Origin of the sequence: Nocardia sp. SYP-A9097 (genome assembly GCF_009649815.1) — a bacterium.
Classification (GTDB): domain Bacteria; phylum Actinomycetota; class Actinomycetes; order Mycobacteriales; family Mycobacteriaceae; genus Nocardia.
This window is the reverse complement of record NZ_WJIC01000013.1, coordinates 190101-205364: the sequence shown is the minus strand read 5'-3', so window position 1 is coordinate 205364 and position 15264 is coordinate 190101. Positions and strand designations below refer to the sequence as shown.

Sequence of the window (15264 nt, the reverse complement as noted above, 5' to 3'; positions counted from 1 at the left end):
ATCATCCGCTGGCCGAACACCCGGAGATCGAGATCGCCGATGCGGCCGCGTATCCGCTGCGACTCCCCGACCGCACCGCCAACCCCGTGATCCACGATCAGCTGTCCGCACTGTTCCGCGACACCCGGCCAACCCCCCGATTCCACACGCCCGCAGTCTCTTTCGACATGTCTCAGCGCGACCTACGCGACGGACTCACCCTCGCCCCGGCCGGTGAAGCCGCGGTCACGACACAAACGGCCGGTCTCACGTGGCGACCGCTGCAGGGCGCACCCACCTTGACCATCCACCTGGTCCTCCCGCGCGTGCAGTCACCACTACACCGCCGCATCCGTACCGTCGCCAAAGCCCTGGCACACGAGCTGGACTGGCTGTCGGATTGACGCGCAGCAGGTCACGCGAGACGGACGTCGGCGGTGGCGAGGCCGACCCGCACCACCAGAGCCAGGGCCTGCGCCGACAGCGGGGGGTGGCGCCGCCCGGAACTGCTCGAGCGACGGCCGCCCGGCGTCATCGATGGTGAAGCCGGCCAGGTTATTCACCCCCAACACGCTGACACTCGACCCCAGGTCGTTTACCTTTGGTGCCTGCAAGCCGCTCAGATTATCGACCCTGTCGAATGTGGGCTTCTCGGCCATTCGCCTGCCTCCCTCCTTGTCGAATAGCTCCACACTGAACGACATCGCTGGACAAATGCCCAATTTCGGTGACGGATTGCTACGGAAGGTCATCCGACATTCGGCAGTAGCGTGCGTTCGGCAGGCAGGATGGTCCCCATGAGCGCACACGCAGGCCTGCTCCTGGCGATCGCGATCCCCGCCGGCGGCCTGGTCGTGTTCGCGCTGGTCTTCTTCCTGCTCGGCCGCAAGATGCGGCGGCTGCGTCGCGAAGGTCGTGTCACGTACCCCGCGAAGACCACACCCGGCAGCAACGACTTCTCCAGCTCCGCCATGTGAGCCCCCGAGCGGCCCTGGAATCCTGAAGCTTGGCCCGAACGAAGTACCCACCTTCTGACCGGCGAAAACCCATGCCAAGTCCTTGACGCAAGACAATCGCAGCTTGCGCACGCTCATCGGCATGATGGTGCGTTCGGTCGGCTTCGGACGGACACGGCCCAGTGACCTTTCGGCGGCCCCACGGTGGCGGCTTCGGACCACGCACCGTTTCGATCAGCGTGGCCTGAGCGGATCCAGCCGCAACGCTCCAGGGGTTCGGCGCCGATTTCGTTGTGCGGCAAGCTGGGGCGATGGGTTCTGAAGTCGATTCCAGGCGGCATCCGCTGCTGTTTCTGACGTTGGTCACCGCGATGTCGTTGCCGTTCTTCTGCTTGGGTGCGGTCGTCGACAGTGTGCGGGTGGGCGCGCTGAGGTTGCCGGCCAGCGCGGTGATGTTCCTGGTGCCGGTGCTCGCGGCGGTGTTCTCGTGTGTCGGGACGAGGGCAGGACAGCGGTCTGGGTGCTGCTGCGGCGTGCGTTCGATTATTCGGCTGCGCCGAGGAAGGTTTGGTATCTGGCGGCGGGGTTGCCGGTCGTCGCAGGAGGAGCCGCATATGGGGTTGCCCGTGGGCTCGATGCGGTCGATGGAGGTATCCCGATTGCGTTGGCGGCGTTGCCTTTCGTGGTGATCGCGACGTGGTTCGCGGCGACCTGTGAGGAACTGGGGTGGACGGGTTATGCGACCGATCCGCTGCAATCGCGCTGGGTTCGGCATGGACGGGCGTACTCCGCCAGGGAATAGCTGGTATGGCCGAGTTCACGGTGCTCGCGTCGTGTTCGTGAGTAACGTCTCGAGTATGGAGAATGAGGGACCCAGCCGGACAGCGCTCGCGACTGCCTACGCCCGGGCTTATCACCAAATTGTCGACCAGCCAACGATTCTCACCGATCCACTGGCTGCACGTCTGCTGGGTGTCAATGCGGATGAGCTAACCGAAGCGGGTCAGCCAGCGGAGGATGGTCCCGATGGCGGCGTCGGCCTGGGAATCCTGCGACTGGGTGTCAGCGATCGGCCGCGGCGGCTGTTCTTCGCCGCTCGTGCCCGTTTCGCCGAGGATCGGGTGGCCGAAGCCTTCGCCGCCGGCGCACGACAGGTGGTGATCCTCGGCGCGGGCCTGGATACCTTCGCCTACCGCAACCCGCATCCTGGCCTGCGCGTATTCGAGGTCGACCATCCCGCTACCCAAGCCTGGAAACATCAACGCCTCGCCGCATCCGGTATCGACCTGCCTGAGCGGTTGACCTTCGTGCCGGTCGACTTCGAAACCGACACGCTGGCAACACAATTGGAGGACGCCGGATTCAACCGGACGGAACCAGCCGTATTCGTATGGCTCGGAGTCGTCTTCTATCTGACCCCGGACGCCACCCGCACCACCCTCGAATACATTGCTCGGCAATCCAATTCGGCCGAGGTGATCTTCGACTACCTACAGTCGGGGGACACCGAAGATGATCGTGCGCAACTGCAGGCGCGCGCGAGTCGAGCGGCAGCCGTCGGCGAACCCTGGTTCAGCTACTTCACTCCCGACGACCTTGCCGCCCAGTTGCGCACACTCGGCTTCACCGACATCGAAGACCACTCCGCGACAGACCTCATCGCCGGATACCTCGATGGCTCAACGGAATTCGAGGGCGAACCACCCCAAGCATTGCGCCCGGTCCGGATACTACGGGCGAGCCACTGAGGACGTCCTCAACCGCGCTGACGAGTGTCACGGAAGACCTGCCGGGAACGAACCTCGTTTGTAATTATTGACCACATGGATGCTCAGATCCTCGCGGCCGACCCGGGTCGCGGAACTGTGTTCGTGGATTACATAGGGCTTTTCGTGCCGCTCGGAGTGGTCGTCGCCGCCGTAATCGCGGCCGGGGTGGCGCTGTGGAACGAGCGCAAGGCACCATATCGGGATCTCCAAGCCTTGATCGCCATCGCCAAGGATTGGCCTGATCAGGCAGAAGGGCTGGCTGATATCGAGGCCGCGATCCAGGCCCAGCTCGCCCGGGTTCGGGTCGCCAACAACATCACGAGCACCCAGCCCGGCAGCAGGAAAGCCGAACGCCATGTGCGCCAAAGTTTTCGGTGGGCGACTTTTCGCTTTCTCGGGACCCTGCTGGTGTTATGGGTCTTCTCGATCATGTGGGTGTACAAGCTGGGCCAGGTCGGGTTGGACGGCGAGGTCCGGCCATGGTGGTACTTCTGGACCGTAATGGGGCTCTTCGTTATCGGCCTCATCGCGCTCATCAAGGAGATCGACGCGTTGTTCGAAGGTGATTCGGCGATACGAATGCTTTGGCGCTTCCTGCGGTCCACTCCGAAACCGTGATCCTCACGTATTTACGATCAAGTCATGGACCGTGACGCGCCACTGACCAGAAGCTCTTTCCGCACATTGCATCCGATCCTCCTGCCCCAACCCCTTTCTCAGCTGCCCGATCGCGTCTGGACCGCAAGCGAATGGGACCGCATCCGCAGCGGCTGCCAGTCGCAGAGTATGGACGAGAAATGGAACATCTTCGCCGAAGGCGACATTGTCTACATGCACCGCAGTTGGACCGGTTACGGGGTGTACGAGGTGCAGTTCTCCCCCGTCGCCGGCGGCCGCAGGATCACCTCGGCCGCAGTCGAGACGGACCCCCAGCGCGTCCGCCGGACGACCGACGACTACGACCGCGTGATGATCGAACTCATCATCAGCAGAATCATTCTCGGCGAGCCCGCCCTCGACCTGCGAGACGCATTCGCCGACCTCACGGGGTCGCGCACCACCGACATCAGCCAACAGGCAACGCAGCACGGCGTTCTGGGGGTACGCCCTGACCGGCACACCAGCGATTGACTGCAATCCTGATCGACCAGGCGGTCGTTCAATACATGGTTATCGGCGTTATGGTTTTGCCGAGGCCGAGATCGTCTCGGCGCGTTTACCTTTGGGCCTCCCTCACACGTGCTCCGCACCAAGGTGCCAAAGCGTCCATGGCTCGGGGACGATCCGTTTCAGACGAGCAGGACCCGGCGACCGCGGGTGTGTCCGGCCTGGCTGTCGGCGTGTGCGGACGCGGCCTCGGTTAGGGGATATGACTTTTCGACTGGGATGTGCAGCTTTCCGCGGGCGATGAGGTCGACGGCTGCGGCGAGGGCTTCGGGCATGCTGCCGCCGACACCGGCGAATCGGATTCCGAGCATTGGTGCTTCGAGGTCGGCGATGGTGACTACTTTGTTCGGATCTCCGGTCAGGTCGAGGAGTCCGCGGAGGACGCCCGCACCGTTGAGGTCGAGCGCGGCGTCGATGCGGCCCAGTGGGCGTACTCGGTCCACCCAGCCCGCGTCATAAGTGGTGGCGATGGCACCGAGGCTGCGCACATAGTCCTGGTTCGCGGCCCCGGCTGTGCCGATCACGTTGATTCCCCGCTCGTGGGCGATCTGCAATACCGCCGACCCGACTCCGCCCGCTGCGCCGCTGACCAGCAGCGTCTGTCCCTGTTGGACACCGACCAGACCGATGATCCGAATCGCGGTCTCGACCACCGACGGGTATCCGGCCGCTTCGGCGAAGCTCAATCCCTCGGGTTTGCGCGCCCAGGAGGACAGGACTGCGAACTCGGCGTAGGTGTTCGAACCCCGGCCGAATACGGGCTCACCGACCTCGATGCCGACGACGCCGGCGCCGACCTCGTCCACCACGCCCGATGCGTCCTGCCCGACACCGGCGGGCAGCGGGATCGGGTTGATTCGCCGGAACTGTCCCTCGCGGACTCGCCAATCATGCGGATTCACTCCCGCCGCTCGCACGGCGATGCGTATCTGACCGGGGCCTGCGTGGGGTTCGGCTGCCTCTACCGGTTTCAGGACTTCCGGGCCGCCGTACTCGGCGAAGCGCATTGCTTTCATGCCTTCACGTTAGGACTAACGGTTAGTGTTTTGCAACGGTTATTATTTCGTAGCAGGTAGCGATATGATCATTCGCCTAACCGTTAGGATTTCGAAATCGATGCGTTTTTGCAGCTGATAGCATCAAGCGATGACCGCGCCGACCGGGCGTCGTGAGCGCAAGAAGGCCGCGACCCGCCAGAAGATCGCCGACACCGCATTGTCGCTGTTTCTGGAACGCGGATACGACACGGTGGGTATCCGCGACGTGGCCGCCGAGGCCGACGTGGCCGTCACCACGGTGTTCTCCCACTTCGCTTCGAAAGAGGCCCTGGTCTTCGAGCAGGACGAGAACTTCGAACAACGCCTCACCCAGGCCGTGACCAGTCGGCCGACGGACGAACCGCTGATCCCCGCGCTGCGGCACGAGATCCACGCGATGGTCCAGCACTGCATGGCCGACGGGGCCGCGCCGATCTGGAATCTGATCGACCGGACACCCGCACTGCGCGAATACGAGGAGTCGATGCGGCTGCGCCATGCGAAGTCGCTGGCGGTGGCGATCGCCGCGGATCTCGGCCAGCCGCCCACCGGCACGGCGAGCCAGGCGATCGCGCGGTTCGTGATCGACGCCTATTCACTGGCCCGCGAGGCGTCCGACCCGCAGGCAGCGGTGGACGAGATCTTCCGGATGATCGACGCGGCCTGGGCGGTCACCGGTAGTTCCGAACGCGCCTAATGCGTTGCGCCGAGCCGCATTTGGATCTGCTCTTCGACGACCTCGTAACCCAACCGCTGGTAGATGCCGTTGCTCGTGGGATTCGACCTGTCGGTGAACAGCAGAACCTCGCGGTTTCCTGTATCCAACGCGACCTGTGACACATGGTGTGTCACCGCCGCCGCGTAGCCGTGCCCACGATGTTCCGGTGGGGTGGCCACCAAGCCGACCCGCACGATCCCGGCAACGCTGCGCGAGAGCGAGGCGACCGACACCGGCTGTCCGTCGACCTCCCACAACCAGATGCCGTTGTAGGACAGCCGCTCACCGACCTGATCGAACGGCACCGAGGTGTCCTCATCCGCGAACACTTTGGTGAAATCCTCGAGCACCTCGCGGTCGGCCTGCTGCGCAAGCCGGGCGCGCCCGGCCGTCGGGCGGGGCGCCACCAGCCCGCCCAACCGGTAGAGCAATTGCTGTTCGACAACCTCGAATCCGCGCTGCGTGGCGTCGGCGAAAGCCTGCACGACACCGGCCGGGCCGACGACATGGTCAACTCCCCGACCGGTATTCTCCAGCGCCGCAACCAATTCGGTCGTATCGGCGCCAGCGAGTCCGAACAGACCCAGCGGGAACGGCGGGGTGTGCACGATCGCCCCGCCAACCCGCCCGTCGCGCGACAACCAGCCGAACAACGGCGGGTTCGGATGCGCCGGCTTGTTGCCGGCGGCAACGGTCGCGCTCACGGTCAATGCGACATTGCATTCGGCAGGCCGGGACCGCAGAAACTCGCCAGCCGCCTCCAGATACTGCTCGACATCCTCGGTGAAGTTCCAGCCCATTCCACCCATGCTGCCGAAGTCAGGCCCGAGGCGCATCCGTATTGATTGCGAGCTTCCCACGGCCGCAAGCGGTTACAGCGTCGAGGGATGCACCGCGGTCGCGCTCGATGCCGATCCCGAACTCGCTTGCGCCGAAAGACGGTCGGCGGCAGCAAATGATCTTGCATGAATTGAAAACCACTGCAATCCAGTAAAACTGGGGTCATCGCAGGGTCGGCCCGATACTTCGTAGACCTCGGCGGTGCAGGTAGATTCGATCACGAGTTCGAATGCGCTGCACGGAAAGAATGATATGAGCCGACGATTGACCGCCCTGTTGGGTATCACGAGTCCCCTGTTCGCGCTTGCTCTCGGTGTTACCGCTCCCCCGGCCGCCGCGTCGACACCGGTCGTATTGGCTCCCTGGGTTTCGTGCACCGACTTCTGGTGCCGCAACGAAACCGACGACACCTATCGCGTAGACGTCGTCGTCAACTGCGATTTCGGAGTGGTGCACCGCACCACGGCCTATCTTCCGGCGCACCGGACGACGGGCGTGATGGGTGGCTGCGGCAGCCACCGCGAGCCCTGCGCGAGCAACCACGATCTGCCGTGCACCTACGACAATCCGATCAGGGGGATCAGGTACGAGAATGTGGTGATCGACAACGGCGCGATTCCACCGTGGCCCGCCAATGGCACCGGTTCGTCATCCTGAACAGTGCGTTCGAGCTCCACGCTCTCAGCCGTTTCCATCGGTTGGCCACTCCCCGTTGAGTTTTGGAGGGCAGTCGAGAACTGCATCGTTCAGGTCGGCTGCGGCTGGCGGGTGGGGAGACGATTCGGGTGAGATCGGCGCCGCGGGCCTTGACTTGGAGTGCGCTCGAACTCATACGCTTCACATATGGAGACGAATTTCGACCTCGCGGGTCGCGTTGCCCTGATCACCGGTGGTTCCAGGGGGATCGGACGCGGTATCGCGGTCGCACTCGCGAGCGCCGGTGCCGCGGTTGCGGTGAACTTCCGCAGCAGAGAAGACGAGGCCGCGCAGGCGGTGGCCGATATCGAACGAGTTGGCGGCAAGGGCATCGCGATCCGGGCGGATGTCGCGGTGCGCTCCGAGGTGGAGTCGATGGTCGACCGCGTTACCGCGGAGCTCGGGCCGATCGATGTGCTCGTCAACAATGCCGGCGTCGCCGTCATTCGCGGCCTCGACGACATCACCGAGGAGGACTTCGACGAAACCCTGGCGATCAATCTGAAATCCGCGTTCCTGACCATCCAGGCCGTCGCCCCGTCGATGCGGGAGCGCGGGTGGGGGCGCATTGTGAACATCTCGTCCGTCGCGGCCCGGGGCGCGGGCAGCGTAGGGGTGCACTACAACGCTTCCAAGGCGGGTTTGGAGGGACTTACCCGCGGTTATGCGGCGCGTTTGGCCGCCGATGGGATCACGGTCAACGCCATCGCCCCCGGGCTCATCGATACCGAGATGGCCGCACCGCTGAAGGAAGCCGGTGTCGCCGATCGTATTCCGGTGGGGCGCATCGGCACTCCGGACGATATCGGCCGGGCGGTACTCCTGACGATCAGCAACGGCTTCCTGACCGGCCAGACGATAGCGGTGAACGGCGGCGGCAGCTTCCTCTGACTCGCGAAAATACCTGGGCCACCCCAACTCTCGCACACCAGGAGATGACCACGTCAGCCGCGGCCACGCAGGGCCGAACCGCGCGGATCGCGGCTGAAGCGGACGTTTCACGGCAGTGGGCGCCAGGTCTGGTCAGTCACTGACAGCTTCGGCCGCATGCCGTTCGGCGCTGCCCGCCACATTCGTATTGTGCACCGAACAGACCCACCAGCTGTCGTCTCGTCCGGTGAAAACCCATTGGAACCTTCCGAAGCCACCCGTTGCCGCCAGGGCTGCTTCTGCGGTTCCATGCCCGCGTACGACTACGCGAAGATCTCCGCTTCCAGATCCGGCCGATCTCGCTCCCGCGCGAATGTCAGTGCGCGCCCGTGCAATAGGTCCACGAAGTATCCGTACGGGCCGTCGTCGCTGTCGACGGCCATCATGAACAGCAGTACCGGAAAGTCGTTCGTCGACTCCTGCGACCATCGGTAACCGACTGCCGGCCGTACCCGTCGAAGATCGGCGCACCGTTCTCGGGTGAGTTGAACCAAACGCCCTCGACGCGCCGCACCATCCACTCGCCGACATAGGTGATGAATTGGTCTGCGAGATAACCGTTCGGAGGCGTACCGGCCGCCCTCGCCGAGTACGGCGGTATCGATCAGGGAGACGATCCAGTCGAACGCGGCGGCGCTGTACCGGTCATCGAGCGATGGGCGGCCCTCGCTGCCCCATACCGCTTCCAGTCGGGGCAGCGTCTCGGTGAACAGCGTCTCGATGCGGGCGTCGATCGCGGTTCGATCGCTCCACGCGAGCCAGGCCGCGGACTGCTGGGCGGCGGAGTCGAACAATTCGGGATCCAGGTCGCGATCGGCCGGAGTGGCGCGTCTCCCGTGAGCCATCACTTTCCCCTGATACGTGTCGTTGGTGGCGTACCGGATGGTGACAATATCCTCCGGCGCAGCAGATATACCAGTGCGGGTATAGCGAATAGTTGTGCGCCCCTTGATAAATGGCCGCCCACTTCACCCAACGCTGCAACACCGTCTCGACCTTGCCGGGCGGTCACTGCCCGTTCCTGAGCCGAAGGGCCGACGTGGTGGCCATAGTCCGCGACCACCTCTGACGTACACCCGCTCGGCGTTGTTCCGGGACGGTGAAGGCTTCGATGATGCCGCCATCGATTGACCAGTGGGACAGAATGATCCGGTGACAGAGAGGATCCGCGGCTCCGCCCCGATCAGCACCCGGTGGACAGTCGAGCCCGCCGAGCCGCGCTCAACCGATGCGGCCGCCATCCTCCGGCTCTACTTGGCCGAGATGATCACTCGCTACTACGGCCGTCCCACCGATGACGCGGAGATCGACCGGCATCTTGCCAATGGCCACGACAGCGCGGATCTGACCCCGTCGACCGGCCTGCTGCTGCTCGCGCGCCGACGAGGCGAAGCCGTCGGCTGTATCGGCTTGCGTCACCTCGATGCGCGAACGCTGGAGCTGACGCGCATGTTCGTCCGCCCCGATACCCGCGGCCAGGGCGGCGCCGCCGAATTGCTCGGCGCGGCCGAGGCCGCCGCCCGCGAACTCGGCGCCCACTCGATCCGACTCAACACACGCAAGGACCTCGTGGAGGCCCGCGCCCTCTACGCGAAGCACGGGTACACCGAGATCCCGCCGTACGACAACCACCCGCTGGCGGACCACTGGTTCGAAAAGCAGCTGGGCTGAGCTGCGATACAAGGTCTGACGATCACACGAACATCGGCAGTAGCGTGCGTTCGCCGGACACGCCCAGGTTTCCGGACATGCTCGTCGATGACGTCAGAATTCGCCGATACCAACAGATCTCGGCCACGCCGTCCGACATCAGAGTTCATCGATAACCGCGGTGAGGATTCACCAGCGTAGCCACGCGTAACCCCGGTGGCGAATCCCGCTGCCGGGTCGACTCTTCAGTCAGCAGCAGGCGGTCAACCACACGGTCGGTGGCAGAATCGTGCGATGACAGCTGCCAGGAGCGAACGCCACCACAAACTCTCGGGTTTTCTGGCTTCCCACAACGACATTGAGCTCGGCGAGCTCATGGCCACGGGTCGGTCGAACAGCGTGGGAGTGGGCGGCGGCTCGACAGTCCTTCACGCCGACGGTGTATCGGTGTTCGCCAAGCGCATCCCGCTGACCGATCGGGAGCTCGCGCATTGGGGCTCCACCGCGAACCTGTTCGACCTGCCGGTGTTCTGCCAGTACGGTATCGGCGGCCCGAGCTTCAACGCATGGCGTGAGCTGGCCGCGAACATCGTTGTCACCGATGGTGTTCTGGCTGGTGAGACGCAGTCGTTCCCGATGCTCTACCACTGGCGGGTGCTGCCCGGGCGGTCGCCGGTCGCAGCCGAACATGCCGACATCGACACGGTGGTTGCCGCCCAGGGTGGCTGCCCGGCCGTGCGTGCCCGGCTCGAAGCGTTGGCCGCCGCATCGTCCAGCCTGGTGCTGTTCTGCGAATACATCCCGCACCCGATATCGGACTGGCTGAGCGAGGACCCGGCGGGCAAGGCCGCCGCGGTCGAGCGGCAGTTTTCAGAGATTGTGGCGTTCCTGGGCGCTCGGGAGCTGCTGCACATGGATGGACATCTCGGCAATATGCGCAGTAACGGGGAGCGGATCTATCTCAGCGACTTCGGGCTGGCTACCTCGACGCATTTCGACCTGTCGACCGCCGAGCGCGACTTCGCCGAACGCCACGTCACTCATGACGCCGGCTACGCCGCCATGCGGCTGGTCAATTGGCTGGTGACCGATGTCTGCGGGGTACCGATGCCGTCCAGCGGCGGTCCCGTCGCCCGCAACGAGTACGTAATTCAGTGCGCCGCTGGTCATATCCCAGACGACGTGTCGCCAGTGGTGGCCTCGATCCTGACCCGGCACGCACCTGCCGCCGCGAAGATGAACGCCTTCTACTGGAAATTGTTCGGCGGCGACATCCATGCGGAATACCCGGCCGGCTAATACGCGATAGCGTCATACGCCCTGCGTGGCAACACCTTTCGGTGTTTTGCCGTTGCACCCTACATCGGTGCCTGGAAGCCGCCGATCTTCTGCTCGAGCAGTTCGGCCAGCCGCAGTGGGGTGCGGTCCTCGAACATCGGGCCGATGAGCTGTACTCCCACCGGCAGCCCCTCGGGGGAACGGCCCGCGGGTATGGCGGTGGCGGGCAGGCCGGGCATGGTGGCCATACCGGCCCAGACGAGCTGGTCGAAGTACGGGTACTCGACGCCGTCGATGTCGATGTGCCGGTTCTCGAGACCTCCGTTGTGGTCGTGCGGGAAGGCGGGAGTGGGCGTGATGGGGCACACCACGGCATCGAACTCGGTGAAGAGCTGCCGCCAGCCGTGGCGGTGGAGTTCGCGACGGTTGTTCGCCTCGACCCAGTCGCGGTGGCTGAGCACCATGCCGCGCAGCCGCGCCGCATCGAGACTCCGGTCGTCCGCGCTCAGGGCGGCGGCGTGGGTCTGCAGCTGTTCGTACACGTCGACGGGAAGACCTGCGGCGGCGTTCGACAGCATCAGCTGCATGTAGAGCGTCGCCGCTTCGGTCGGATCGGGCAGCAGCGGACTGTGCCGTTCGACCCGGGCGCCCTCGTCGTCGAGCGCCTCGGCGACCCGGTTCACGCCCGCTCGCACCGCCGATCCGGTCGGAATGAGCGGATGGTCCTCGATGATCAGGACACGGAAGTCCGACAGCCGCTCGTGGCGCGCGGGCGGCAGTGCGAGGTCGTAGGCGACGCCGTGGGTCAGCGGGTCCGGTCCGGCCATCACGTCGAGCAGCAGCGTGAGGTCGCGGGCGGTGCGTGCCATCGGGCCGACGACGGCGAGGTCGAGGTCGATCGGCAGGGCCGGCGCGGGCGGCGCGACCATGCCGCGGGTCGGCGCCAGCCCGAGTGTCGGCTTGTGCGCGTAGACACCGCAGAAATGCGCGGGGGTGCGCAGCGAACCGGCGAGGTCGGAGCCGATGGACAGCGCGCCGAATCCGGCCGCCAGGGCCGCCGCCGAACCGCCTGACGACCCACCCGACGTGCGGCTGTGATTCCACGGATTGTTGGTGGTGCCGTAGATCTCGTTGAAGCTCTGGATATCTCGCAGCGTCAACGGCACATTGGTCTTACCGAGCAGCACCGCGCCGGCCGCCTTCAGCCGCGACACCTGTACCGCGTCCTCGGCCGGCACGTAGTCCCGCTGCGCCGGAATGCCCCAGGTCGTGGGCAGCCCGGCGATGTTGTAAGACTCCTTGACCGTCACCGGAATACCGAGCAGCGGCCGGTCCTCGCCGCGGGCGCGCGCCTGGTCGGCAGCGCGTGCGGCGGCCCGCGCATTGTCGAAGTCCGGCACACAGATCGCGTTGATCGCCTTGTCGTCCCGCTCGATACGGGCGATCGCCTCCTCGGTCAGTTCCACCGAGGTCACCTCACCGGCACGCAACGCAGTCGAAAGCTCTTCGGCCGACCGATAATTCCACTCCATGAATCCGACGCTATTGGCCTGCCGCAGGGGACATAAAATGCCGCTTCGCACAACGGGAAAGTCGAACGGGCCACCTGCGCAGGCAAAGTCACGCACTCGTTCCGCCATCGAGTACGGCCCACCCCAGGTCACAGCTTCGGCAGTGGGCCAACTCCGCTAGCACAGGACATGAAATACCGCATCGCACAACGGGATAGATGTCTCAATGCCCATCATGTTCCTCTCCGGCCACGGTTTATTAGCCCGACCGCCGGCCACGGCGACGCGCTTCAACGCGATGCCGTAGCCGCGGCGGGTGGTTCGTCGCCGTGATCGTGTCGAGGAACATCGTCGCCGCGTCCGCCAGGCGCACCCTCGACCCCCTACTTGTCGCGATAGGCCACCAGGTGCGCGAGCGCTGTGAGGTCGGCTGCGGCGACCTCCGGCGGGAGGGCGTTGAGGGCGGATTCGAGTGCGTCGGCGGCACGTTCGAGGGTGCGCTGCCGCCCGCCCGCCTCCTCGATCAGCACGACCGCCCGTGCCGCGCGGTCCGCGGTCATGGGCTGACGGGCTTGATAGAGGCGCGCGAACTCACGGCCCGGGTCGGTATTCGAGGCCAGTGCGCAGACCACGGGGAACGACTGTTTGCGTTGAATCAGGTCGCTGTGTGCGGGTTTTCCGGTCACCTCGGGATCGCCCCAGATGTCGATGGCATCGTCGACCAGCTGGAACACCAGGCCGAGTTCGCAGCCGAAGGTGTGCATGGCCGACACCACGCGATGATCCGCGCCCGCGCACAATGCGCCGAGCGCGCACGCGCAGCCCAGTAATGCGCCGGTTTTGCCCGCTGCCATGGTGAGGTATTCGTCCACGCTCACCGAGGACCGTTCCGCGAAGGCGCAATCCTCGTACTGTCCACGGCACAGTGTCACAGTGGCGCGGGCCAGCCGGATCACCGCCTGGGCGGTCACGGGTTCGGGTACACCATCGGAGAGCACGCCGAGTGCGAGTGCCTGCAGGGCATCGCCCAGCAGAGTCGCATTGGTTTCACCCCATACCCGCCAGACCGTGGGGCGGCCGTGCCGGAACTGGTCCTGGTCCATGACATCGTCATGTACCAGCGAGAAGTTGTGCAGCAGTTCGACTGCCGCGGCCGCGTGGGTGGCGTTCTCGATACTGCCGCCGCAGGCCACGGCGGCGGCGAAGGTCAGGGCCGGACGTAAAGCCTTGCCCTGCACACCGATGGTCTCCATGCCGTCGGCATCGCACCAGCCGAAGTGGTAGCCCGCCATATCGTCCATCGGGTCGGCGAGTGAGGCGATCGCCGCGCGCAGTACCGGTTCGATGGCCAGCCGTGCCGCGGCCAGCTGTCCGCGGGCCGCGTGCTGGGTGCCGCTCTCGGCCGGGTGTTGACCGTATTCCACCGGGCGCTGGCGTATTTCGCTGTGGTCGATGCGGTTGACCCGGCTCGGCCGGGTCAGACCCCATCGGCGCATACCGTCGAGTCGTTGTCCCGCTGTGTTTTTGGTCGGTTTCGACGCTCGCATAATCGTCCCCGCTCGCTCGGACACGGCCCCCGCAGCCACCCGACGGTGATTGGGCGGTCATGCATAGAAGATTTCAATCGTCCCATCCCGGTGCGAAAACGCGAGGCCGCCTGCGGATTTCATTTCTGCAACGGCCGTAACGCCGCTGTTCAGGTCAGTGGCAGCCCGTGCTCCAGAGCCTCGATCGGCGCGCTCGTGTAACGGGCGGCCTGGTAGTGGTAATCGAAATTCGCCCGGACGTACACCGTGTAGTTGGTTGCGGTGGTCAGGGTGTCGGCCCGGTCACGACCGGTGATGCCGGCGTCGTTCAGCTCGGCGGGTAGTCGCTCCAGTGCGGCGGTCATGCGGTCTATGCATTCGGTGAGCATGTCGTTCACCAGCTTCAGGGCCTGGAGTCTGTTGTGCCCGAGGTGATATTCGGCCAGCAGCACCGAGTTGTAGAGGTAGCCGGACGCTTCGTCCGAGGCCACCGAGAGCACATCGTTGAACAGCCCCATATGCTCGACCGCCGCCTCGCGCAGGCTGCGCATGGCCGGAAGATAGCGGGCGGCCGCGGTCAGGTCCACACCCTCCGCGCGTTCGCTGATATCGAGAAAGACGAAGAGCGCCACACCGTCTCGGCGATGCGCGCGATAGGTCTCCAGATCCGGGAGGTTTCCGGAGAGACGACCCACACTCTCGGTGTAATACGTCCAGAGCCAGTCGCGGATCTCACCTCGTACGGCTTCGCGCCACTCCGTCGAGCGGCCCTCCGACAGCCGCCGCCACAGGTCGGCAAACGCCACGGCGAGGACGCCGGAAGGTTGCCCGGCACTGTCGAATACCGTGTTGAGGGCCTGTACGGCTTCCAGACTGCGCTGTGGATCCGGGATTTCGATATCGAACTGATCGTCGACGACGAAAGCCCAAGCCGTGTACTGACTCAGGAGTGTGAGCTCCTCGACATCGGCGTTCGGGCACCACAGCGCGTACATGCGCGCAGGTCTGGTGCGTTCCATCCGCCGCCGCGTCAACTCGGTGGGTATCAGCTCGAATGCCTCGAGCCACTCCCACATCCCCGCCTCTGCCTCCAGCTCCAGTGCGTTGAGCTCCACCGGACCGTACGGCATGAAAAAATCGGCTGGTTCCATCGAAACTGCCTATCTCCCAACCAGTTTACTCGCCGATACGACAATACCGGCGTTTC

At 65.1% G+C, this 15264-nt stretch carries 15 protein-coding genes and 1 pseudogene; 10 read left to right on the top strand and 6 right to left on the bottom strand.

The window, feature by feature from the left end:
- The 5 genes and pseudogenes from GFY24_RS25230 to GFY24_RS25210 form a co-directional block, all read left to right on the top strand.
- A pseudogene (locus GFY24_RS25230) lies at positions 1-383 on the top strand (LysR substrate-binding domain-containing protein); the annotation flags it as partial.
- Between the two features lie 393 nt (positions 384-776).
- On the top strand, positions 777-956 hold the full coding sequence (locus GFY24_RS25225; protein ID WP_153807548.1) for a hypothetical protein: 180 nt from the start codon (positions 777-779) through the stop codon (positions 954-956).
- An 836-nt stretch (positions 957-1792) separates the two neighbouring features.
- Positions 1793-2683 carry a class I SAM-dependent methyltransferase gene (locus tag GFY24_RS25220; protein ID WP_153807547.1) on the top strand — a complete coding sequence of 297 codons (891 nt, stop codon included), beginning with the start codon at positions 1793-1795 and terminating at the stop codon, positions 2681-2683.
- A gap of 75 nt (positions 2684-2758) precedes the next feature.
- The gene (locus GFY24_RS25215) at positions 2759-3322 is read left to right on the top strand and encodes a hypothetical protein (protein ID WP_153807546.1); all 564 of its coding nucleotides are present in this window, start codon (positions 2759-2761) and stop codon (positions 3320-3322) included.
- 24 nt (positions 3323-3346) lie between these two features.
- Entirely contained in the window at positions 3347-3835 is a 489-nt protein-coding gene (locus tag GFY24_RS25210) for a hypothetical protein (protein WP_194853013.1), read from the top strand.
- A gap of 158 nt (positions 3836-3993) precedes the next feature.
- Here GFY24_RS25210 and GFY24_RS25205 read toward each other — a convergent pair whose 3' ends face one another.
- Entirely contained in the window at positions 3994-4887 is an 894-nt protein-coding gene (locus GFY24_RS25205; protein WP_153807545.1) for an NADP-dependent oxidoreductase, read from the bottom strand.
- Positions 4888-5017: 130 nt separating this feature from the next.
- Between GFY24_RS25205 and GFY24_RS25200 the strand changes: the two genes are divergently transcribed.
- Positions 5018-5605 carry a TetR/AcrR family transcriptional regulator gene (locus GFY24_RS25200; RefSeq protein WP_153807544.1) on the top strand — a complete coding sequence of 196 codons (588 nt, stop codon included), beginning with the start codon at positions 5018-5020 and terminating at the stop codon, positions 5603-5605.
- On the opposite strand, the gene GFY24_RS25195 is transcribed toward GFY24_RS25200, so the two are convergent.
- Entirely contained in the window at positions 5602-6462 is an 861-nt protein-coding gene (locus GFY24_RS25195) for a GNAT family N-acetyltransferase (RefSeq protein WP_153807543.1), read from the bottom strand. The two genes, GFY24_RS25200 and GFY24_RS25195, sit on opposite strands and share 4 nt — an antisense overlap.
- A 256-nt stretch (positions 6463-6718) precedes the next feature.
- Here GFY24_RS25195 and GFY24_RS25190 point away from each other — a divergent pair, with 256 nt between their 5' ends.
- Positions 6719-7123 carry a hypothetical protein gene (locus tag GFY24_RS25190; RefSeq protein WP_153807542.1) on the top strand — a complete coding sequence of 135 codons (405 nt, stop codon included), beginning with the start codon at positions 6719-6721 and terminating at the stop codon, positions 7121-7123.
- 186 nt (positions 7124-7309) lie between these two features.
- Complete coding sequence (locus GFY24_RS25185; protein ID WP_153807541.1) at positions 7310-8053, top strand: SDR family NAD(P)-dependent oxidoreductase; 744 nt, start codon at positions 7310-7312, stop codon at positions 8051-8053.
- A gap of 302 nt (positions 8054-8355) precedes the next feature.
- Here GFY24_RS25185 and GFY24_RS25180 read toward each other — a convergent pair whose 3' ends face one another.
- Positions 8356-8937 (bottom strand): hypothetical protein, encoded by a 582-nt coding sequence (locus tag GFY24_RS25180; protein ID WP_153807540.1) that lies wholly within the window; start codon positions 8935-8937, stop codon positions 8356-8358.
- 307 nt (positions 8938-9244) lie between these two features.
- Here GFY24_RS25180 and GFY24_RS25175 point away from each other — a divergent pair, with 307 nt between their 5' ends.
- Together GFY24_RS25175 and GFY24_RS25170 are read left to right on the top strand one after the other, a co-directional pair.
- Positions 9245-9763: a GNAT family N-acetyltransferase gene (locus tag GFY24_RS25175; RefSeq protein ID WP_309231311.1), complete on the top strand. Its 519-nt coding sequence runs from the start codon at positions 9245-9247 to the stop codon at positions 9761-9763.
- A 426-nt stretch (positions 9764-10189) separates the two neighbouring features.
- On the top strand, positions 10190-11041 hold the full coding sequence (locus tag GFY24_RS25170) for a serine/threonine protein phosphatase (RefSeq protein WP_309231310.1): 852 nt from the start codon (positions 10190-10192) through the stop codon (positions 11039-11041).
- A gap of 59 nt (positions 11042-11100) precedes the next feature.
- On the opposite strand, the gene GFY24_RS25165 is transcribed toward GFY24_RS25170, so the two are convergent.
- From GFY24_RS25165 to GFY24_RS25155, 3 genes are all read right to left on the bottom strand, one after another.
- Entirely contained in the window at positions 11101-12660 is a 1560-nt protein-coding gene (locus GFY24_RS25165; protein WP_228566622.1) for an amidase, read from the bottom strand.
- A 254-nt stretch (positions 12661-12914) separates the two neighbouring features.
- On the bottom strand, positions 12915-13955 hold the full coding sequence (locus GFY24_RS25160) for a polyprenyl synthetase family protein (RefSeq protein WP_375336097.1): 1041 nt from the start codon (positions 13953-13955) through the stop codon (positions 12915-12917).
- A gap of 272 nt (positions 13956-14227) precedes the next feature.
- Positions 14228-15208 (bottom strand): terpene synthase family protein, encoded by a 981-nt coding sequence (locus tag GFY24_RS25155; protein ID WP_153807539.1) that lies wholly within the window; start codon positions 15206-15208, stop codon positions 14228-14230.
- Positions 15209-15264: the final 56 nt, after the last annotated feature.